The sequence below is a fragment of the Pseudonocardia adelaidensis genome (assembly GCF_039543345.1).
In the GTDB taxonomy this organism is placed as follows: Bacteria; Actinomycetota; Actinomycetes; order Mycobacteriales; family Pseudonocardiaceae; genus Pseudonocardia; species Pseudonocardia adelaidensis.
Map to the genome: position 1 here is coordinate 1 of NZ_BAABJO010000007.1, position 19,910 is coordinate 19,910.

Annotated in this window: 18 protein-coding genes; 6 read left to right on the forward strand and 12 right to left on the reverse strand. The window is 72.1% G+C overall.

The annotated features are described in order from the left end of the window. The 5 genes from ABEA81_RS10625 to ABEA81_RS10645 all read right to left on the reverse strand — a co-directional run. Positions 1-604: 2-dehydropantoate 2-reductase N-terminal domain-containing protein (locus ABEA81_RS10625; RefSeq protein ID WP_345604772.1), on the reverse strand; the 604-nt coding region annotated here is incomplete at its 3' end. A gap of 526 nt (positions 605-1,130) precedes the next feature. Continuing rightward, positions 1,131-2,438: a right-handed parallel beta-helix repeat-containing protein gene (locus tag ABEA81_RS10630; protein WP_345604773.1), complete on the reverse strand. Its 1,308-nt coding sequence runs from the start codon at positions 2,436-2,438 to the stop codon at positions 1,131-1,133. Positions 2,439-2,550: 112 nt separating this feature from the next. After that, positions 2,551-4,779 (reverse strand): right-handed parallel beta-helix repeat-containing protein, encoded by a 2,229-nt coding sequence (locus ABEA81_RS10635; RefSeq protein ID WP_345604774.1) that lies wholly within the window; start codon positions 4,777-4,779, stop codon positions 2,551-2,553. Further along, entirely contained in the window at positions 4,776-6,026 is a 1,251-nt protein-coding gene (locus ABEA81_RS10640) for a glycosyltransferase (protein ID WP_345604775.1), read from the reverse strand. The genes ABEA81_RS10635 and ABEA81_RS10640 overlap by 4 nt, the downstream gene beginning before the upstream one ends. Then, a complete protein-coding gene (locus tag ABEA81_RS10645; protein WP_345604776.1) occupies positions 6,023-7,009 on the reverse strand; it encodes a 2-dehydropantoate 2-reductase N-terminal domain-containing protein in 987 nt (328 codons plus the stop codon). Before ABEA81_RS10645 ends, ABEA81_RS10640 begins: the two co-directional genes overlap by 4 nt. A gap of 696 nt (positions 7,010-7,705) precedes the next feature. Between ABEA81_RS10645 and ABEA81_RS10650 the strand changes: the two genes are divergently transcribed. The 3 genes from ABEA81_RS10650 (at position 7,706) to ABEA81_RS10660 (ending at position 10,511) form a co-directional block, all read left to right on the forward strand. Beyond that, complete coding sequence (locus ABEA81_RS10650; RefSeq protein WP_345605049.1) at positions 7,706-8,668, forward strand: patatin-like phospholipase family protein; 963 nt, start codon at positions 7,706-7,708, stop codon at positions 8,666-8,668. Further along, a complete protein-coding gene (locus ABEA81_RS10655) occupies positions 8,668-9,951 on the forward strand; it encodes a competence/damage-inducible protein A (protein ID WP_345604777.1) in 1,284 nt (427 codons plus the stop codon). Before ABEA81_RS10650 ends, ABEA81_RS10655 begins: the two co-directional genes overlap by 1 nt. 80 nt (positions 9,952-10,031) lie before the next feature. Continuing rightward, on the forward strand, positions 10,032-10,511 hold the full coding sequence (locus ABEA81_RS10660; protein WP_345604778.1) for a DUF3040 domain-containing protein: 480 nt from the start codon (positions 10,032-10,034) through the stop codon (positions 10,509-10,511). Here the strand turns inward: ABEA81_RS10660 and ABEA81_RS10665 are convergent. The 5 genes from ABEA81_RS10665 to ABEA81_RS10685 form a co-directional block, all read right to left on the reverse strand. Continuing rightward, positions 10,508-11,809, reverse strand: coding sequence for a hemolysin family protein (locus tag ABEA81_RS10665; RefSeq protein WP_345604779.1), 1,302 nt, complete (start codon positions 11,807-11,809; stop codon positions 10,508-10,510). The genes ABEA81_RS10660 and ABEA81_RS10665 overlap by 4 nt on opposite strands. Positions 11,810-11,866: 57 nt before the next feature. Next, complete coding sequence (locus ABEA81_RS10670) at positions 11,867-13,000, reverse strand: epoxide hydrolase family protein (RefSeq protein WP_345604780.1); 1,134 nt, start codon at positions 12,998-13,000, stop codon at positions 11,867-11,869. Then, positions 13,000-13,761 (reverse strand): SDR family NAD(P)-dependent oxidoreductase, encoded by a 762-nt coding sequence (locus ABEA81_RS10675; protein ID WP_345604781.1) that lies wholly within the window; start codon positions 13,759-13,761, stop codon positions 13,000-13,002. Before ABEA81_RS10675 ends, ABEA81_RS10670 begins: the two co-directional genes overlap by 1 nt. An 8-nt stretch (positions 13,762-13,769) precedes the next feature. Beyond that, positions 13,770-14,768, reverse strand: coding sequence for an acetamidase/formamidase family protein (locus ABEA81_RS10680; protein WP_345604782.1), 999 nt, complete (start codon positions 14,766-14,768; stop codon positions 13,770-13,772). Positions 14,769-14,872: 104 nt separating this feature from the next. After that, positions 14,873-15,625, reverse strand: coding sequence for an IclR family transcriptional regulator (locus tag ABEA81_RS10685; protein WP_345604783.1), 753 nt, complete (start codon positions 15,623-15,625; stop codon positions 14,873-14,875). Positions 15,626-15,703: 78 nt separating this feature from the next. Between ABEA81_RS10685 and ABEA81_RS10690 the strand changes: the two genes are divergently transcribed. The 3 genes from ABEA81_RS10690 to pcaG are packed head-to-tail and all read left to right on the forward strand — an operon-like array spanning position 15,704 to position 18,142. Beyond that, positions 15,704-16,876 (forward strand): 4-hydroxybenzoate 3-monooxygenase, encoded by a 1,173-nt coding sequence (locus ABEA81_RS10690; RefSeq protein WP_345604784.1) that lies wholly within the window; start codon positions 15,704-15,706, stop codon positions 16,874-16,876. Then, positions 16,873-17,601 carry a protocatechuate 3,4-dioxygenase subunit beta gene (gene pcaH, locus ABEA81_RS10695; RefSeq protein ID WP_345604785.1) on the forward strand — a complete coding sequence of 243 codons (729 nt, stop codon included), beginning with the start codon at positions 16,873-16,875 and terminating at the stop codon, positions 17,599-17,601. Before ABEA81_RS10690 ends, pcaH begins: the two co-directional genes overlap by 4 nt. Further along, positions 17,594-18,142, forward strand: a complete 549-nt coding sequence (gene pcaG / locus ABEA81_RS10700; protein ID WP_345604786.1) for a protocatechuate 3,4-dioxygenase subunit alpha — start codon at positions 17,594-17,596, stop codon at positions 18,140-18,142. The genes pcaH and pcaG overlap by 8 nt, the downstream gene beginning before the upstream one ends. A gap of 27 nt (positions 18,143-18,169) precedes the next feature. On the opposite strand, the gene ABEA81_RS10705 is transcribed toward pcaG, so the two are convergent. Together ABEA81_RS10705 and ABEA81_RS10710 are read right to left on the reverse strand one after the other, a co-directional pair. Beyond that, on the reverse strand, positions 18,170-18,775 hold the full coding sequence (locus ABEA81_RS10705; RefSeq protein WP_345604787.1) for a response regulator transcription factor: 606 nt from the start codon (positions 18,773-18,775) through the stop codon (positions 18,170-18,172). After that, entirely contained in the window at positions 18,775-19,905 is a 1,131-nt protein-coding gene (locus ABEA81_RS10710; protein WP_345604788.1) for a sensor histidine kinase, read from the reverse strand. The genes ABEA81_RS10705 and ABEA81_RS10710 overlap by 1 nt, the downstream gene beginning before the upstream one ends. Between the last annotated feature and the right edge of the window lie 5 nt (positions 19,906-19,910).

Below are 19,910 nucleotides of genomic sequence, written 5' to 3' on the forward strand. Positions count from 1 at the left end.
TGGCGTTGAAGATGTTGTGCGCGCACTTGATGAACTCGGCCTCGGCCGGGTTGGTGAAGGTGCGCAGCTCGCCGCCGAAGGGGGAGAGCAGCTCGCGCAGCCGCTCCACGGTCTGGGGGTCGCGGCTCGCGATCACCGTCATCCACGGGTTGGCGAAGTCCTCGGTGGCCGACGCCGCCCGCAGGAACTCCGGGTTCGAGGCCAGCCCGAAGCCCTCGCCCGCGGTGCGACCGGACCGCTCCTCCAGCACCGTGCGGACCAGGCCCTCGGTGGTGCCGGGCGGCACCGTGGAACGCACGACCACGGTGTGGTGCGCGGGTGCCGTCGCCAGGGCCGTGCCCACCGAGGCGGTGCCTGCCGTGAACGCGGCCAGGTCGTAGCGGTGCCCGTCGTTGGGGGTCGGCAGGGTGAGGAAGATCAACGATTCCGGCTCGCCCGACAGGTCGATCTCGGTGCGCACGTCCAGGCCGCGCTCGCGCAGCTCGCGCACCCGGTCCGGGGCGATGTCGACGAACGTGACCTCGTGACCCGCCGCCAGGAAGCCCTCACCCGTCGCAGTTCCCACGACCCCCGAGCCCACGATGAAGATCCTCGACGACTGCATGGAATTGCACCTTCCCCTATTTCTGACCGGCCGAACCTGTCGCGTCAGGGAGATGGTTCCGCAATCGAGCGGCTCCACGATCGTGTAGCCAGCGATTACCGTGCGTATGCGCACACGGTGGGCTATTGGGGCGCCGATAGCCTGTCCGGGCAGCTCAGGGAGGCGTAATGGGCCCTATGAGGGCCCCGTGGGCGACGGCCTCGATCGTCGCCGTTCAACCACCAGTAACCAGGACTGTGACGTGGGTCACGAGCGAATACACCTGGTCCAGTGAATCCGGAGCAATTGTCCGGGCGCCCGTATCCATCCCGGAAACAGCCGTTCGGGTGGCCGTGGCCCACCGCCCGGCGCACGAGTGACCCTGCGTGCGACCGTTCGGCGCTCGGTCGCCCGGTCGGGCGCACCCGGACGGCGGGGACGGCGTTTGCCGCCCGGCCTCGCGGTGCGCACCCGCTCACGCGGAGTGTTCGACCCCGCCGAGGAGCAGCGGGCGGCGCAGTCCGCGGTGAGCCGCGGTGACGGCCGCTCAGTCGTTGAGGATCGCGGCCTGCTGGTTGTCGAAGATCTCGTTGTCGCCGTCGGGCACGGCGGCCGAGCCCTTCAGCATGATCCCCGAGCGGTTGGCGAAGATGACGTTGTCCGCGATGTCCACGTCGCCGTCGATGTCCACGTACACGCCGTAGCGGCCGTTCTCGCCGACGGTGTTGGCGCGGACCGTGTTCCGCGCGGACTCGCTCACGACGCGCACGCCGTCCTGCTTGTTGCCGCGAGCCTGGTTGTTCTCGAGGAGGTTGTTCTCGGAGGTCTGGGTGACCCCGATGCCGGACTCGTTGTTGTCGTAGACCCGGTTGCCACGGATGATGCTGTCGTTGGACTCGTTGATGTTGATGCCCTGGGCTGCGTTGGCGAACGAGTCGTTGCCTTCGATCGTGTTCCGGTCCGACCGCAGGTAGAGCACGATGCCGTGGTGGTTGTTGCGGTACACCGTGTTGTCGCGGATGACGCTGTCGGTGCAGTCCTCGGCGAGGATGATGCCGTGCTTGCCGTTGTCGTGCACGACGTTGCGCTCGATGGTCAGGTTGTGCGACCCCGTGTGCGGGTCGACGCCGTACAGCTTGTTGTCGTGGAACTCGTTGTCGGAGATGACGAGTCCGCCGACGTCGTAGCTGTAGAGGCCGAAGTAGTTGTTGGACACGACGCTGTTGGTGATCTTCCCGGTCGTGCCCTCGGTGCGCCATGACAGCCCGTAGGACTCGACGGTGCTGTTGCCGAGGAACCGGATCTCGGCGTGGTCGATGTTCATCTGCGCGCCGTCGCGGGCCAGGAGGTAGCCCCGGCCGTCGTCGAGGTTGGTGTCGGCCGCGTTGGCCCCCGGCTCCCACGACGTGATGCAGGTTCCGACGACCTCGAGGCCCCCACCGGAGGGCTTCAGCGACGCGAACTTGCCGTTCTCGCTGATCAGCTTGAGCCACTTCACCTCGGGCGCGGCGATCCGCAGCGAGGCCCCGTTCGTCACGGCGATGTCGGCGCGCAGCTCCCACACGCCGTCGCCCGCGTTCCGCAGGGCGTTGCCGCTCACCTTCTGGGCCAGCGACGCCAGGGTGACCCCGTCGCCGCCGGTGAGGTTGATCGTGTTCGACCCGGCGTCGAAGGCCGCCTTCGGCGCGCCGCCCGGCTGCCCGCCGCCGCTGTCCCCCGAGGCCTCCCGGGTGCACGGCTTCGCCGGGTCGACCTTCTCGTCGGGCGCGGCCTCCTTGCGCGTGAGCGGGTCCGGCGTCGGGTTCGCGCACGCGCCCGCCAGCAGTGCGGTGACGGCGAGGAGCACCCCGAGCACGATGGCTCGGCCACGGGAGCGGGCAGCGCGGGAGTCGGTCGGTCGAGACATCGTCTGGGTCATCCTCGGGTCTGCATCGACGTCGCCGCCGGTGGTCATGATGCGCGGGCGTTCAGCCGCCGACTCCCACCGGGACCGCCGGGGGCAGGCGCTTCTTGTTGCCACCCACCCGGCGCTGCCGGAAGGAGTGCACCTGCTCGAGCACGATGGCCAGCAGGATCAGCGGCACGCCCATGGCGGCCAGCAGGTTGAGCGGCGGCAGGCTGATGTTGTTCACACCCTCGGCGGCGAACACCCCGCGCACCGCCTCCAGCGCGTGCACGCTCGAGTTGGCCAGCACCATCTGGCTGCCGGGCGCGACGTTGAGCCCCAGGTCGGTGGCGTCGATCGCCACGTTCTCGGCGCGCACCGGCTCGGGGGAGCGCACCCGCAGGCCCTCGCCGGCGCCGTTGATCGCGGTCTCCGTGATGGTGGCGGACCCGGTGACGTCGATGCCCGTGGAACCGCCGTTGATCGTGCCGCCGCTGATGACGGCGGCCGGGGTGGCGGTGCGGATCGCGCCGTCCTCGACGTGGTTGGCCGTGAGGTCGGCGATCGTGACGTCCGTGGCACCGGCCGACGAGACGATCCCGTCGCGGCCGCCGTCGATCGTCAGGCCCGCGAGCTTGATGTGCCCCGCGCCGCGCTCGATGCGGACGCCCGCCTTCGCGTCCCCGACGTGCACGCCGTTGACCTGGATCTCCTTGCCGCCGATGTTGACGCCCGCGACGCGGGTGCCCTCGATCGTGGAGTTCCTCAGCTCCAGCTTGGAGGTGCTCTTCTCGACGACCACGCCGCGGCGCCCGCCGGTCGCGTGGACGTCGTCGAGCACGATCCCGGTGCTGCCGACGTGGGTGAAGATGCCGATGGGCTGGTCGGTGGCGGTGAAGTCCGTGACCGTGACGTCCGTGGCCTGGTTCAGCCGCAGGCCGCCCGCCTCGTCCGCCTCGGTGCTGATGCCGCTGACCTGCGTGCCCGTCTGCTGGGTGACGACCAGGCCGTAGAGCTTGTTGTTGAGTGTGGTGAGCCCGCTGATCGGCCGGTCGGAGTTCTCCCCGCCGACGAACATCCCGTTGCCGCCGTTCCTCTCGGCGCGGAGGTTGGCCATCCGGGTGCCCTGGTCACCGTTGAGGACGATGCCGTCGGACTCCGACTCGGTGACCGTGAGCCCGTCGAGCTGCACGCCCTGGGCCTTCGAGACCTCCACACCGATGTTGTTGCGCTGCAGCGTGGTGCGCACGAGCGAGCCGCTGCTGCCCGGGTTGAAGCCCACGGCGGGTTCCGCGGTGGCCTGGCCGTGCTCGGGCACGCCCATGTCCGTGATGGTGACGTCGGTGGCGTTGATCTCGCCGCCGCCGGAGGCCTCGAGGAAGGGCCTGCCGACCGAGTCGAACGGCAGCTGCTGCCCGTTGCGGTCGACCCCGTTCAGAGTGGTGTTCTTCAGCGTCAGCCGGCCGCTGCCGGTGTAGATCGGGCAGGCGTCCGCCACATCGGGGCCACCGGTCAGCTTGACGGTGGGGATGTCGGAGATCTCGAACGTGACGCCGGGCGTCAGGACGATGGCGGTGTTCACCGTGGCGGTGTCGCCGTCGATGGCGATCCAGTCGCCCGGGAGCATGCGGTCGAGGTCCTTGATGTCCAGCGCGCCGGGGCGCCGGGGCACGAGCGTGGTGAGCCGTCCGTTGTCGACGACCTCGACGCGGTCGGTGCGGATGGTGACCATCTGGCGGGGGCGACCGCGCTCGTCCCACGACGCGCGTGCCTTCGCCGCCTGCTCGGCCCGCTCGGCGGCCTCCCGCTGCTGCCGGAGGATCTCCTTCTGCCGCTTCTCCTCGGCCTTGCGAGCCGCTTCGGCAGCCTCCTTGGCGGCCTTCTCCTCCGCCTTGCGCTGCTCCTCGGCCTGGCGCTTCGCCTCGAGCTCCTGCGGGGACGGCCCGGTGGGCCTCGGCCTCGTGACGCCTCCACCGGGGGTGGGATCGGGGTCGGGGTTGCCGGTGTTGCCACCGTTGCTGCCGCCGCCGTTGCTCCCGCCGCCGTTGCTGCCGCCGTCGTCGCCGGGGTCGCTGCTGCCGCCGCTGTTGCTGCCGCCGCTGTTGCTCCCGCCGTCGTCGCCGCCGGGGTCGGTACTGCCGGCGGTGTCGCCGCCGGTGCTGCCACCGTCCGGCGGGGTGGCCTGGGCCGCCACCGCGTCGACGGCCGCCGCGGCGGAGCCCGCCGTGACGGGAAGGGTGAGCGCGCCGATGGCGAGGCTCGCCAGGACGATCCTGGCGAAGCCCCGCCTGCGGGTGCGGGAGCTGGTCATGCTGCCCTCCCAACCCCGACCGCACGCATCGGGATCGTCGCGTCGTCCTGGATGCCGCCGCCTGCGCCCGCGGTGCGGACGACCTGCCCGTTCTCCACGGCGACCTGGCGGGTGCCCCACTTCTGGTACCGGATGGTCATCAGGGCGCGGATCTTGATGAGCGCCATGAGCCACGAGACGACCACGTAGCCCAGCACGAAGAAGAAGCTCGACGGCCGGCGCACGATGTGGGGCAGGAACTTCGCCGCACGGCTGATCTGCCACCACGCCACGAGGATGAGCGCCACCATCCACTCCTGCGCGATCAACGCCGTGACGAGGAAGATCGGACCGAGCAGCACCGTGAACCCCGACACGGCCTTGTCGATCATCGTGTAGGCGAGGAACGGGTGCTTCCAGACCCACGGCTTCGACAGCGCGCGCATGTCCGAGCGCCAGGTGTTGCGCGCCCACCGCACGCGCTGCTTGAAGAAGATGCGCCACTTGTCGGGGAACGTCGACCACACCACCGCCGTGCGCTGCATGTAGGTGAGGTAGCCGTGCTCGAGCGTGAGCGTGGTGAGGCGCTTGTCGTCCCCCGACAGGCAGGGGATGCCCCAGAACTTCTCCTCCATGAACTCCGCCTCGATCTCCAGCAGCAGGCTGCGGCGGTAGATCGCGGTGCGGCCGGACAGGCATGCGACGGCCTGACCCAGCAGGGTCTGGCTGGCGTTCTCGTCGAAGTACCTGTTGTCCAGGAACATGTCGGTGATCCGCGCCAGGAACCCCTTGGTGCCGTAGACGCTCTGCCGGGTGCCGACCCCGCCGATGCGGGGGTCGGCGAACGGCTTGAACACCTCGGTGGCCACGTCGGGGGCCCAGATCGTGTCGGAGTCGACGAGCGCGACGAGCTCCGTGCGTGCGGCGCGCCATCCGCGGCGCAGCGCGTCGCGTTTGCCCGGGACGTCGGTGATCACGATCCGCACCGGGTAACGGCGAGCGATCTCCTGGCAGACCGTGTCCGAGGCGTCGATGACGAGGATGACCTCCTCGACGTCGTTGGCCAGCCAGGACTCGATCGCCATGGCGAAGATCTGCGGGTCCTCCTGGTAGGTGGGGACCACGATGCTCATCGGGAGCCGGTAGTTGTTGACCACCGGCTTGTACAGCACCGCGGGGATGCGGCGCACGAGCCACGTGGCCCACCGGATGAGGCCGAGGACCCCGAGCGGGGTGCCCAGCACGTAGTAGTACGCAGGTAGGTTCATGCCGGCTCGTGCTGCTGCTGCCCGCTCGTCGCGGCGACAGCAGCCGTCTCCTTTCCACTGGCCGCCTGGCGCAGCTGGGCGTGCGAAGCAGCGTGCGTGGCGGTGTCGACCTCTTCTGAAACGATCGCCGCGAGGCGGTCGTTCGTTTCAACCACGGCCGACAGCAGGGGCATGTCGACGTCCACCGTCTTGGCGAAGCCGAGGAAGCCGCAGGTGTCCTTGGGCAGGCAGACGCCGCCGTAGGGGGCGCCGCCGCGGATGCCGTACTCGGGGTTGATCGAGCCTTCGGCGGAGCGGGCGACGGTGGCGGCGATCGGGTCCAGGTCCAGGCCGAGCTTCTGGGCGACCAGCCACATCTCGTTCCAGAAGCTGATCTTGGTGGCGTTGTAGATGTTGTGCGCGCACTTGATGAACTCGGCCTCGGCCGGGTTGGTGAAGGTGCGCAGCTCGCCACCGAAGGGGGAGAGCAGCTCGCGCAGCCGCTCCACGTTCTGCGGGTCGCGGCTGGCGATGATGGTCATCCACGGGTTGGCGAAGTCCTCGGCCGCGGAGACCGCGCGCAGGAACTCCGGGTTCGACGCGAGCCCGAAGCCCTCGTTGGCGACCATGCCGGAGTTCTCCTCCAGGGTGGTCTTGACCAGGCCCTCGGTGGTGCCCGGGGGCACGGTCGAGCGCACCACGACGGTGTGCCGGGCGGCGGAGCCGGCCAGCGCCTTGCCCACCGAGGCGGTGCCCGCGCTGAACGCCGACAGGTCGTAGCGGTGACCCTCGTGCGGGGTCGGCAGCGTCAGGAAGATGATCGACTCGGGCTCGTCGGACAGGTCGATCTCGGTACGGACGTCCCAGCCGCGGTCGCGCAGCTCGCGCACCCGGGCCTCGTTGATGTCGATGAACGTCACGTCATGGCCGGCATCCCGGAAGCCGCCACCCGTGGCTGCTCCCACGACGCCCGATCCGACGATGAAGATCCTCGACGACTGCATGGAATGCCCCTCCAAATTCATGACGACCGTTCGGGTCGCCTCTCTGACGGACGATGGTTTCGCATTCGCCCGATCCCCGATCGCCCAGGTCCTTCGTCACGCACCGCAACCGCAACGCCGGGTGCGGCCACCCGAATGCCCGGGTTTCCCCAGGTCGCCCACAGGGTGCCTGCCGCCGACGTCATCCAGTGGTGTGAGCAACCTGAGAGGATCACAGCGCTTTGTAACCATTGCCTGTGACCTCCGTCACTTCCGGAATCACTCGCTCGGAGGAATTCGGCGGTGCTTCGCCGAATAACGGTAACGTTTCCCCCGGTACCGTTCGACGGTTCTCCATAACCGCTCGGCGCCACTGCTCGACAATGGGCGCGTGGTGGTCGCCGTTCGGCGCGCGCGGACATCCGGAGCGCAACCCCGACGCGGGCTGCTCGTTCGGCACGGACAGCGATGATCGCGGGCGGTCACTCACCGTGCTCCTCGCCGCTGCCCCACGCGGGCGAACCGCCACTCCTACGGGCCACTGGCGCGCCGACCTGCGGGATCGTCCGCTCGGGCGGGGAACCGGAGACGCTCGCCGACCGCCGCGGCGACCGTCAGCCTAGCCGCGGTGAACGCTGCCCGCCGTCATCGCCCGCGCACCCGGCGTGGCTTCCCGGTCGTCCGCCCGGCCCGGCCGGTTACCCTGCGCGGGTGTCGATGGAGTCTCCCGTCCCCTTCCTGCACGGTGACCGGGAGGTCATCGACGTCCTGCACGCGCGGAGGGCTGCGCGCACCACGCCCGGATCCCGCGACGACGAGCACCGGGTCGCCCTGGTCATCGGCGGCGGCGGGATGCGCGGCGCGTACGTGGCCGGGATGCTGCGCGCGCTCGACCGGGCCGGCCTCGTTCCCGCGTTCGACGAGGTGTACGGGGCGTCCTCGGGCGGCTTCAGCGGGGCGGCCTTCCTCACCGGCGACGCCGCCGCCTGCGCCGCGAGCTACCCCGAGGACCTCTGCACCGACGTCTTCATCAACATGCGAAGGCTCGGCAGCAGGCGGCCCGTCGTCGCCCTCGACCACCTCGTGCACGACGTGCTCGGCGATCGCAAGCCCCTCGCATGGCACGAACTGGGGCGCACCCCCGCGCCGCTGCGCGTGGTGGCCACCGACGCCGCGGACCTGACCGCCCACACCCTGGAGGGCATGCAGACGGTCTCCGACTGGCAGCAGGCGCTGCGCGCGAGCGCGGCGATCCCGCTGCTGGCCGGGCCGCCGATCCCGTGGGGCGGACGGCGATGGGTGGACGGCTCGGTGGCCGAACCGCTCGCCATGGCGCGGGCACTTCGCGGCGGTGCCACCCACGTGCTCGTGCTGCTGTGCCGGGGGAGCGAGGACCTGCACGGGGACCCCGATGCCGGGCTCTCGCTGTGGGCCCGCGCGCTCGACCGGCTCGTCCCCGGGCTCGGCTCGCTCGCCCAGGGCTCCCGCCGCTACGGCGCCGACCTGCGCCTGGTCACCGACGCGGCGCACCCCGACCGCGGGCCGGGCCACCTGGCCGCCATCGGACCCGCGCGCTCCGCGGGCATGGGCTCCCTGTGCGTCGACCCGCTGCGGGTGGGCGAGGCAGTGCAGATCGGCGACGAGTCGGCGGTGGCGGCGCTGGACGCGGTGGCCGCCTGATGAGCGCTGCTGCCAGGCCACGGGCAGCCGTCGTCGTCACCGGGAGCGAGCTGCTGACGGGCGCGATCTCCGACCGCAACGGCCCGTGGCTCTCCCGCGAGCTCACCGGGCTCGGCCTCGAGGTGGCGTACGTGCAGCTCGTCGGCGACCGGCCCGCCGACCTCGCCCGCGCACTCGACCTCGCCGCCGAGGAGGGCTGCGAGCTGGTCGTCACCAGCGGCGGGCTCGGCCCCACGGCCGACGATCTGACCGCCGAGGTCGTGGCCGCGTTCGCGGGGGCGCCGCTCGAGCTGGACGAGGCGATGTACGAGCGGATCGCGACGATACTGGCCGGGTTCGCCGCCCGCACCGGATTCGGCGGCCCCGCGCTGGACGAGGCGAACCGCAAGGAGGCGATGGTGCCGCGGGGCGCGACGGCGCTGGACCCGGTCGGGACGGCGCCCGGGCTCGTGGTGCCCCGGCCCGGCGGGCCGCTGGTCGTGGTGCTGCCCGGCCCGCCCCGCGAGCTGCAGGGCATGTGGCCGACCGCGCTGGTCACCGAGCCGGTGCGGGACCTGCTGGCCAGGGTGCCCGCGCTCGATGCCCGGTCCCTGCGCTTCTTCGGCCTGCCGGAGTCCGAGATCGCCGCGACCCTGCGCGAGATCGAAGCGGAGCGCGACCTGTCCGGCGTCGAGATCACCACCTGCCTGCGCCGCTCGGAGCTGGAGGTGGACCTGCGCCCCCGGCCCGGCGCGGACGACGTCGCCGCGGCGCTGCACGCCGAGCTGGCCCGCCGGCACGCCCGGCACCTGGTGAGCACCGACGGCACCAGCACCGACGAGCTGCTGGCCGGCGCCCTGCGCGAGCGCGGGTGGACGGTCGCCACCGGGGAGTCGTGCACCGGGGGCATGCTCGCCTCGCGGCTGGTGGACGTCGCGGGATCGTCCGACTACGTGGCCGGCGGGGTCGTCGCCTACTCGAACGCCGCCAAGACCGGCCTGCTCGGCGTGCCGGCCGACATGATCGCCACGCACGGCGCCGTGTCGCCGGAGGTGGCGCGGGCACTGGCCGACGGGGCCAGGGAGCGGTTCGGCGCCGACGTCGGCATCGGGATCACCGGCGTCGCCGGTCCCGGCGGCGGCACGGAGGCCAAGCCCGTCGGCTACGTCTGCTTCTGCGTGACCACGGCGGACGGCCAGGTGCTGGCCAGGGATCCCCGCCTCCCGGGTGGCCGCACCGACATCAGGGAACGCTCCACGGACGTGGGCATGCACCTGCTGCTGCGCGCCGCCCGCCGCTCCTGAACCCGGGTGTGTAACTCCCGAACGCCCGGGAGCGTTTATCCCGACGGGGGTCGCGCGCGCAGCGTGGCGGGGGGAAGCACATGGGGAGACGGTTCGGGTGGCCCGGTCGGGCGCGCTCCGACGAGGGTGGTCGCGCGCTCAGCCGCGACGAGCGACGCCGGTTCGACGAGATCGCTCGCCGGCTCGACCACGACGAGGCGGCGCCCGACCTGCAGGAGCCTCCGGTCCCACCGGCCACCGCGGTCGTCCCCGCGCGGCTGACCGCGCTCGGGTTGTCGGTGGTCGGGGCGACCGGCACGCTGACCGGCATCGCCAGGGGCGACGTCGTCGTACTGGCGGTGGTCGGCATCGCCCCGATCGCGGTGGCGCTGCTGCTGATGGCGATCGCGCGGGGCCGTCGCAGCGCCCGGCTGCCCTCGGACGACCCGCCGATCGCGCGGTTCTGGCTGTGGCTCACCACCTGCGCGGAGACCGGCTGCCGCAACCACCCCGTGCACCTGGGTTGGTGCAGCGAGCACGCCCCGGGCCACGACCAGGGACCCGACGAGTTCGGGGGTTAGCTCCCGTCCCGCTCGAGGCGCGCGGTCGCGACGCGACGGCCGTCCATCTCCGTCACGACCAGCGTCCCGTCGCCCAGTGGCACGCGGTCGCCGACCACCGGGATCCGGCCGAGGGCGTCCTGGACGTAGCCGCCGAGGGTGTCGAACTCCCCGTCCGGCAGCTCGACTCCGGTCCGGTCGCGCACCTCGTCCCGGTGGAGGAGCCCGTCGAGGAGCACCTCCTGGTCGGCACCCGCCGCCGTGGCCCGGTCCGGCGCCGCGCGCCGGGGCGCATCGAACTCGTCGTCGATGTCGCCGACGATCTCCTCGATGAGGTCCTCCAGCGTGACGATGCCGGCGGTGCCGCCGTACTCGTCGATGACGACGGCGAGGTGCACCCGGTTGGCCCGCATCTCCGACATCGCGACGAACATCGGTTTGTTCTCCGGCACGGCGTGGACCGGGCGCATGACGTCGGCGACGGTGCGCCCGTCGGGCCCCTCCAGCAGGGCGGTGGTGAGCAGGTCGCGCACGTGGACCACGCCGACGACGTCGTCGACGCCCTCCCCGACCACGGGGTAGCGGGAGTGCGGCTTGCCCACGATCGTGCGGGTCGCCGTCTCCAGGTCGGTGGTCGCCGGCAGGAAGTCGACCTCGGTTCGCGGCAGCATCACCTCCCGCAGGTGCCGGTCCGCGGCGTCGAACACATCCGCGAGCAGGCGGCGCTCCTCGCGGTCGAGCTGCTCGTGGCCGGCGACCATGTCGCGCAGCTCCTCCTCGGTGACCTGGTCGCCACCGGCGCGGGGGTCGAGCCCGAGCAGCCGGACGACGGCGTTGGTCGTCCGCGACAGGAGCCAGATGACCGGCCGCGCCAGCGTCGCGATGCGGTCGAGCACGGGCGCGACGAACAGCGACACCCCCTCGGCGCGCTGCAGGGCCAGCCGCTTGGGTACCAGCTCGCCGAGGACGAGGGAGACGAACGAGATCAGCGCCGTGACGACGATCAGCGCGAGCGTGCCCGCGAGGCCGGCCGGCAGGCCCCACGTGGTGAGCAGGACGCCGAGCGGTTCGGCGAGGGTGGACCCGCCGTAGGCGGCGGAGAAGAACCCGGCCAGCGTCACACCGATCTGCACCGCGGCGAGGAACCGGTTCGGGTCCTCCCGCAGCCGGGCCACGGTGACCCCGCGCCGGCTGCCCGTCGAGAGCCGGGAGACCTGGCCCGCCCGGAGCGACACCAGCGCCAGCTCCGAGGCGGAGAAGTAGCCGCCGATCAGGACGAACAGCAGTACCAGGCCGATGTTGAGGGCGATCCCGTCCACGCACGGGACAGTAGAGGCCGAGCTCCCCGCGGGCGCGTGACGCACCCGGGTGGATGATCAGCGCAGCTTGCGGAAGAAGGTGCGCAGCTCGTCCACCAGCACGTCCGGTTGCTCGAGTGCCGCGAAGTGGCCGCCCACGGCGGGCTCGTGCCAGTGCCGCAGGTCGGTGTAGCGACGCTCGAGCCAGTGACGGGGCAGGCGGATCAGCTCCTGCGGGAACAGCGTGACGCCCGTCGGCACCGGGACCTCGTCCGCGCGGCGGCGGTCGTAACTCTCCCAGTACAGCCGCGCCGACGACGCGCCGGTGCCGGGCAGCCAGTAGAACATCACGTTGTCCAGCAGCCGGTCGCGGGAGATGACGTTCTCCGGGTGGCCCGCGCAGTCGGTCCAGTCCCAGAACTTCTCGACGATCCACATGCACTGCCCGGACGGCGAGTCGGCGAGGCCGTACCCGAGCGTCTGCGGGCGCGTGGCCTGCTCGCGCGAGTACCCGGTGCCGACCTTCAGGAAGTTCTCCCGCGCCGTGAGCGCCTGCGCCTCCTCCGGGCTGAGCGGCTGCCGCTCGTCCTGGGGCGGCGGGGCCGCGATCGGCATGGTCAGGTGGATGCCGACGACGTTCTCGGGAGCTCCGGTGCCCAGCGCCGTCGAGATCATCGAACCCCAGTCGCCGCCGTGGGCCCCGTAGCGGTCGTAGCCGAGCCGGTCCATCAGCTGTGCCCACGCGGTGGCGATCCGCTCCACGCCCCATCCGGGGACCGTCGGTTTGCCGCTGAACCCGTAACCGGGGAGCGAGGGGATCACGAGGTGGAACGCGTCGGCCGGGTCCGGCGGGTCGGTGAGCGCCGGGATGATGCCGAGGAACTCGACGATCGAGCCCGGCCAGCCGTGGGTGAGCAGCAGCGGCAGCGCGCCCCGGTGCGGCGACCGCACGTGCAGCAGCTGCACCTCGACCGTGTCGTCGCCCCCGCCGTCCAGCCCGGTGCGGAACTGGGGGTAGGCGTTGATCTCGGCCTCGCAGCGGCGCCAGTCGTACCGGCGGGCCCAGTGGTCGCACAGCTCACGCGCGTAGTCCAGCGGCACGCCCTGCGTCCAGCCCGGCGCGGTGCCCGGGTCGGGCCAGCGGGTGCGCGCGAGCCGCTCGCGCAGGTCGTCCAGCTCCGGCTCGGGGATCTCGATGCGGAACTCCCGCACTACAACTGCACTCCTCTGGTCAGGGCGCCGTCCACGACGAGGTTGGTGCCGGTGATGCGGGACGCGCGCGGGCTGGCGAGCATGACCACCGCGTACGCCGTCTCCTCCGGCGTGCCCATCCGGCCGGTCGGGTTGAGCCCGAGCGCCAGGTCGTAGAGCTCGCGGTTGTTCTGCTCGATGTTCTGCCAGACGCCGCCGTCGAAGTAGACGTTGCCGGGCGAGACGGCGTTGGCCCGGATGCCCTTCGCGGCCAGGTCGTACGCCAGGCCGGACACGTAGTGCACGAGCGCGGCCTTCATCACACCGTACGACCCGGCCGCGAAGTCGATCTCCCGGCCGGACACGCTCGACACCGTGATGATCGACGGTGCGTCGCTGCGCTCGAGGTGGGGCAGCGCGGCCTCGACCATGTGGACGGTGTGCATGAGGTCGACCTCGAAGCTCGCCCGCCAGTTCGCCTCGCCCGGGCCGATCGCGAGCGCCGACACGTTGGCGACGACGATGTCGATGCCACCGAACCGCTCGGCCGACGCCTCGACCCACGCCCGGACCGCGGCCCCGTCGGCGACGTCGAGCGCGGTGCCGGCGACGTCGTGGCCCGCGGCGCGGAGCTCGTCCTCGGCCTTCGCGACGTCGACGCCGGTGCGGGCGCAGAAGGCGACCTTCGTGCCCTCCGCCGCGAGCCCGTCGACGATGGCGCGCCCGATCCCCCGCGAGCCGCCGGTGACGAGCGCCGTGCGGCCGGTGAGCTGCAGATCCACGGTGTCTCCTACCGGGTTGCGGCCTGCTCGCGCAGGTGACGGTGCATGCCGCCGAAGGCGTCGGCGGCAGGCAGGAAGGACTTCTCGATCTTGGTGACCGCGCTGTAGTTCGTGTCGCAGACGTTGGCGAGCGGCGAGCGGCTGACTTGGGTGAGCAACTGGTAGGCGTCGAGCCGGTCGAGCCCGTACAGCTCGCCGAGCCAGGCGATCATGGCGATCTGGCTGGCCCGCCACGCGTCCTCGAGGGGGCGCGCCGACCCCACCACGACGTAGTCGTCGTCGTGCTCGAGGCGCGGCCACGCGGGCGCCCCGCCCTTGACCAGCTCCACGATCAGCGTGACGTCCATCGCGCCTTCGACGGCGGTGCCACAGCTCTCGCCCTCGCCCTGGCGGTAATGCCCGTCGCCGACGGAGAACAGCGCGCCCTCGACGTTCACGCCGAGGAAGCAGGTGGTGCCCGCGCGCATCTCGGGGGTGTCCATGTTGCCGCCGAACGTGTCCGGCACGAGGCTCGAACGCACCTCACGGCCCGGTGGCGCCACGCCGACCGTGCCCAGCATCGGCGCGACCGGCAGCTCCAGGCTGAACGAGCTGCGCTGCGCCTCGAACCGCACGATGCCGCGGGCGCGGTCCAGCTCGTAGATCCACGTCTGTTCCGGCAGCGGATCGTTCAGCAGCGCGGTGCGATCGGTGCCGGTGAGCGCACCGAAGAACGGGATCGTGGTCGACGCGGCCCAGTCGCGGGCCGGGGTGAGGTCGACGATGTGCAGGGCGAGCGTGTCGCCCGGCTCCGCGCCCTCGACGAAGAACGGCCCCGTCTGCGGGTTCACCTCGGCCATGTTCAGCACCTGCGACGGCTTGTCGGTGGTGCGCTGCAGCCGCCCCGAGAAGGCGTCCTCGGTCCACAGCTTCAGCACGGTGCCGGGGGTGATCCGGTGCGTCGGCGCGACGCCCCCGAACGTCCACGCGTACTGGTCGGGCTCGGGCCGGAACTCCAGGACGTCCACGCGGCAGATCGTCGGGCTCGCAGGGCACATGCGCAAGGGCTGCCCTGGATTGCAGTAAAGCCACTTTCATGCCATCTGGTTGCGTGAAAGTGGCTTTCCTGCAATCAGCGGCGCCGGGGCTCGGGCGCGCCCAGCGTGCGCGAGATGCCGCGGGCCGCCGCCCGAACCACCGGGACGTACGCCCGCGCGTCGGACGTCTCCGCGGGCACCACCACCGAGAGCGCCGCCACCACCTCGCCGCGGGCGCCGTGGACGGGGGCGGCAACCGAGAGGGAGATCAGCTCGATCTGCCGGTCGCTCACGGCCACGCCCGTGCGCCGGACCTCGGCGAGCACGCGCCGCAGCTCGTCGGGGTCGCACATGGTCCGCTCCGTGTAGCGCCTGAGCGGGGAGGCGAGCACCTGTTCCTGCAGTTCCGGCTCGGCGTTGGCGAGCAGGACCAGCCCGACCCCGGTGGCGTGCAGCGGCAGCCGCCCGCCGACGCGGGTGATCACGTTGACGGCCCCGCGGCCGGAGATCCGCTCGACGAACACGACCTCGGTGCCGTCGAGCACCGCGAGCTGGACGTTCTGCCGGGTGACCTCGAAGAGGTCCTCGAGGAACGGCATGGCCGACTCGCGCAGTCCCAGCCCGCGCGGCGCCAGCGCACCGACCTCCCACAACCGCAGCCCGACGCGGTAGCGCCCGTCCGCGCCGCGTTCGAGTGCTCCCCATTCGGCGAGCTCGCCCACCAGCCGGTGGGCGGTGCTGAGCGGCAGTTTCGCCCGGCGGGAGAGCTCGGTGAGCCCGAGGTCGGGACGCTCGGCGGTGAACGCGGCGAGCACCCGCAGCACACGCCCGGTCACCGTCTCCGCCATCAGGTCAGTGTGCCCTGCATCTTCCGCTGACCGGAAGCGGAGTCGAGGGAGCGGCCGGCGTGCGTCACGCTTCCGGTCATGCGCACCCAGGTCGGCATCGTGGGAGCGGGACCCGCCGGTCTGCTGCTGTCCCACCTGCTCGCCCGTGCCGGCGTGGACTCCGTGGTGCTCGAAGCCCGCAGCCGGGAGTACGTGGAGCAGCGCGTGCGGGCGGGCGTGCTGGAGCACCCCACCGTGGAGCTGCTGCGCGAGGTCGGGCTCGCCGACCGGCTCGACCGCGAGGGCATGCCGCACGAGGGGGTCTCGCTGCGGTTCGAGGGGGTTGACCACCGCATCGACTTCACCGACCTCGTCGGCCGCGGGATCACCGTGTACGGGCAGCAGGAGGTCGTGAAGGACCTGATCGCCAGGCGCCTCGCCGACGGCGGTGACCTGCGCTTCGAGGTCTCCGACGTCACGCTCGACGGCCTCGCCGGGGCGCCGGTGATCCCCTTCACCGACCCCGATGGGCGGCGCCAGGAGCTGCACTGCGACGTCGTCGCGGGCTGCGACGGCTTCCACGGGATCAGCCGCGGCGCGTACGCACCCGAGGTGTTCGACCGCGAGTACCCGTACGCGTGGCTCGGGATCCTCGCCAAGGCCGCGCCCACCCAGCACGAGCTGGCGTACGCCAACCACGCGAACGGGTTCGCGCTGTACTCGATGCGCAGCCCCGAGATCACGCGGCTCTACCTGCAGGTGCCGCCGGACACCGACCTCGCCGACTGGCCGGACAACCGGATCTGGGACGAGCTGGGCACGCGCCTGGCCGCCGAGGGGTTCACCCTGAACGAGGGCCCGATCCTGGAGAAGGGCGTCACCGGCATGCGCAGCTTCGTGGCCGAGCCGATGCGGCACGGGCGGCTCTTCCTGGCAGGCGACGCGGCGCACATCGTGCCGCCCACCGGGGCCAAGGGCATGAACCTCGCCATCGCCGACGTCCGGGTGCTCGCCGAGGCCCTCACCGGCTTCTTCGCCCGCGGCGACGAATCCGGCCTCGACTCCTACTCCGACACGTGCCTGCGCCGCGTCTGGCGGGCGGAGCACTTCTCGTGGTGGATGACGTCGATGCTGCACAACGCGCCGGACGGGGACCCGTTCACCCGACGCCTCCAGCTCTCCCAGCTGCACTACACCGTGGCCTCGCGGGCCGCGGCCACCAGCCTCGCCGAGAACTACACCGGCCTACCTCACCGAGGAGGATCACTGTGACGCTCGCCCATCCCGCCGGGTACCGGCCGCCCCCGGAGGGCACGCACCCGCCGCTCGACTACCCCGGCTACAAGAGCACCGCCCTGCGGGCGCCCTCGCAGGCGCCGATCGTGCTGCCGAACCGGCTCACCGAGGTCACCGGCCCGCTGCTGACGGCAGGGCACAGCGACCTGATCGGCCCCAGCGACCACGACCTCACCACCCAGCACGCCGGCGAGCCGATCGGCCAGCGGATCATCGTGTTCGGCCGGGTGCTCGACAGCGACGGCCGCGCCGTGCCCGACACGCTCGTCGAGGTGTGGCAGGCCAACGCGTCCGGCCGCTACCCGCACAAGAACGACAACTGGGCGGGGGCGCTCGACCCGAACTTCACCGGTGGCGGGCGGGTGCTCACCAACTCCAAGGGCGAGTACTCGTTCACCACGATCAAGCCGGGCGCATACCCGTGGGGCAACCACCACAACGCGTGGCGCCCGGCGCACATCCACTTCTCGCTCTTCGGCCGCGCGTTCACGCAGCGGCTCGTCACGCAGATGTACTTCCCGGACGACCCGCTGTTCGGCCAGGACCCGATCTTCAACTCGGTTCCGGACCCGAAGGCCCGCCAGCGCATGATCTCGACGTTCGACCTCGAGGCCACCCGGCCGGACTGGGCGCTCGCCTACCGATGGGACATCGTGCTGCGCGGCCGCGAGCAGACCCCGTTCGAGGAGCCCCATGAGTGACCTGATCACCCCGTCGCAGACCGTCGGACCGTTCCTCTCCCTCGGGCTGACCTGGACCGACGGCCACCTCGTCGTCCCGGAGGGGAGCCCGGGAGCGATCAGGATCTCGGGCGTGCTGCTCGACGGCGCCGGTGCCCCCGTCCCCGACGGCGTGGTGGAGACCTGGCAGGCCGACGCCGACGGCCGCTTCGACCACCCCGACGACCCGCGGGGCGCCTCCGGATCCGGCTTCGGCGGCTTCGGCCGCTGCATGACCGACGACGAGGGCCGCTTCCGGATCGTCACCGTGAAGCCGGGTGCGCTCGGCGACGGCCAGGCGCCCCACATCGACGTCACGGTGCTCGCCCGCGGCCTGCTCCAGCACCTCACCACGCGCATCTACTTCCCGGACGAGGCCGAGGCGAACGCGGCCGACCCCCTGCTGTCCTCGCTGCCACCCGAGCGCGCGGTCACGCTGGTGGCCGAGCAGGCGGACGAGGGCGAGCTCCGCTTCGACATCCGGTTGCAGGGTGAGGGGGAGACGGTCTTCCTGCAGGTCTGACGGCGACGCCCCGCAGGACCGGCGAGGCTAGAGCCAGCCGTTCTCCTCCGCGATGCGGGCGGCTTCGGCGCGGTTGGCCGCCCCCGTCTTGCCGATCACCGCGGACAGGTGGTTGCGCACCGTGCCGCCCGACAGGTGCACGGCGCGGGCGATGTCGGCCACGCTCGCGCCGTCCTTCGCGGCGCGCAGCACGTCGCGTTCCCGCTCGGTGAACGGGCTGACGCCGCGGGCGAGCGACTCCGCGGCCAGGCCCGGGTCGACCACGCGGAGCCCGGCGTACACCTTGCGGATCGCCTCCACCAGCTGCTCCGGCGGGGAGTCCTTCACCACGAAGCCCGCTGCGCCCGCCGCCATCGCCCGGGCGAAGTAGCCGGGCCTGCCGAACGTCGTGCACATGAGGATGCGGCAGGCCGGCAGGGCGGCGTGCAGCTGCGCCGCCGCCGTCAGCCCGTCGGTGCCGGGCATCTGGACGTCCAGGAGCGCGACGTCGGGCGTGGTGCGGCGCGCCGCGTCCAGCACCTCGTCCCCGTCCCCGACCGCTGCCACCACCTCGACGTCCGGCTCGAGATCGAGCATCGCGGCCAGCGCGCCGCGGACGAGCGCCTGGTCGTCGGCGAGGAGCACCCTGATCATCACGCCTCCGCGTACACGCGGAAACCCTTGCCGGGCAACGGTTCCGCGGTCAGCCGGCCGCCCACCGCGGCCATCCGTTCGGCGAGCCCGGCCAGGCCGTTGCCGGCGGCGGGCTGCCCGGCGGCGGACCGCCCGTCGTCGCGGATCTCCACCCAGCGCTCGCCCAGCCGGACCTCGCAGCGGGTGGCCCCGCTGTGCCGGATCACGTTGGTGACACCCTCGCGCAGCACGTACGCGAACGGCTCCTGCAGCTCGTCCGCGACGTCGTCCACGGCCTGCGGGAACACCGAGTCGATGCCGGCTGCCCGCAGCGCCTCGTGCGCACCGGCGAGTTCGGCCGCCAGCGACGGCCGCCGGTACCCGGACACGGTGGCGCGGATCTCGGTGAGCGCCTGCCGGGACAGCCGCTCGGCGTCGTGCAGCTCGGCCAGCGCCCGGGCGGGCTCCGCCCCGCTCTCCAGGATCCGCCGGGCCAGCCCGGTCTTCACGGTGATCGTGGTGAGGCTGTGGCCGAGCACGTCGTGCAGGTCCCGCGCCACCCGGGCCCGCTCGTCGGCCACGGCGAGCGCCGCGATCCGGTCCTGGGCGGCCCGGAGCTGGTTGATCGTGCGGATCAGCTGGGTGAGCGTCACCATGCCGACGGTCAGCATGATCAGCGCCGAGGTGTCGCCCCAGTCGACCGCGCCGTGCAGCTCCCACGTGCCTGCCATCACCGCCACGGTCGTGAACAGGCCGATCAGCATTCCCCAGCGCAGCGGCAGCATCAGGATGGCGGCGGCGACCGCGTACGCCAGCATCGTCAGGTTGCCGGGGTCGCCGGTGACCAGCGCGAAGCCGGATCCGGCGAGGAAGAGCCACGCGATCGCGAGCACCCGCGGGAGCGGTCCGAACAGCTGGCCGAAGTAGAGCGTGAGCAGGTAGCTCACGAGGTAGACGCCACCGATCACGACGAGCGCGGCGTGGCTGCCCGCCGGCGCGCCGTTCCACTCCTCGGCGGCGGTGCGCACGAAGAAGACCAGGAACACCGACGCACCGACGACGGTGCGCCGGCGGACCCGGCGGGTGACCGCCGGGTCCTCGGGGCGTCGCACCGGCCATTCCCGGAGGTCGACGCCCTGCACGACACTCACGCCGG

Coding starts and splice junctions, on each gene's coding strand:
- ABEA81_RS10635 (WP_345604774.1), bottom strand. CDS start 4,779: ATGACCAGCTCCCGCACCCGCAGGCGGGGCTTCGCCAGGATCGTCCTG.
- ABEA81_RS10640 (WP_345604775.1), bottom strand. CDS start 6,026: ATGAACCTACCTGCGTACTACTACGTGCTGGGCACCCCGCTCGGGGTC.
- ABEA81_RS10645 (WP_345604776.1), bottom strand. CDS start 7,009: ATGCAGTCGTCGAGGATCTTCATCGTCGGATCGGGCGTCGTGGGAGCA.
- ABEA81_RS10650 (WP_345605049.1), top strand. CDS start 7,706: ATGGAGTCTCCCGTCCCCTTCCTGCACGGTGACCGGGAGGTCATCGAC.
- ABEA81_RS10655 (WP_345604777.1), top strand. CDS start 8,668: ATGAGCGCTGCTGCCAGGCCACGGGCAGCCGTCGTCGTCACCGGGAGC.
- ABEA81_RS10660 (WP_345604778.1), top strand. CDS start 10,032: ATGGGGAGACGGTTCGGGTGGCCCGGTCGGGCGCGCTCCGACGAGGGT.
- ABEA81_RS10685 (WP_345604783.1), bottom strand. CDS start 15,625: ATGGCGGAGACGGTGACCGGGCGTGTGCTGCGGGTGCTCGCCGCGTTC.
- ABEA81_RS10690 (WP_345604784.1), top strand. CDS start 15,704: ATGCGCACCCAGGTCGGCATCGTGGGAGCGGGACCCGCCGGTCTGCTG.
- pcaG (WP_345604786.1), top strand. CDS start 17,594: ATGAGTGACCTGATCACCCCGTCGCAGACCGTCGGACCGTTCCTCTCC.
- ABEA81_RS10705 (WP_345604787.1), bottom strand. CDS start 18,775: ATGATCAGGGTGCTCCTCGCCGACGACCAGGCGCTCGTCCGCGGCGCG.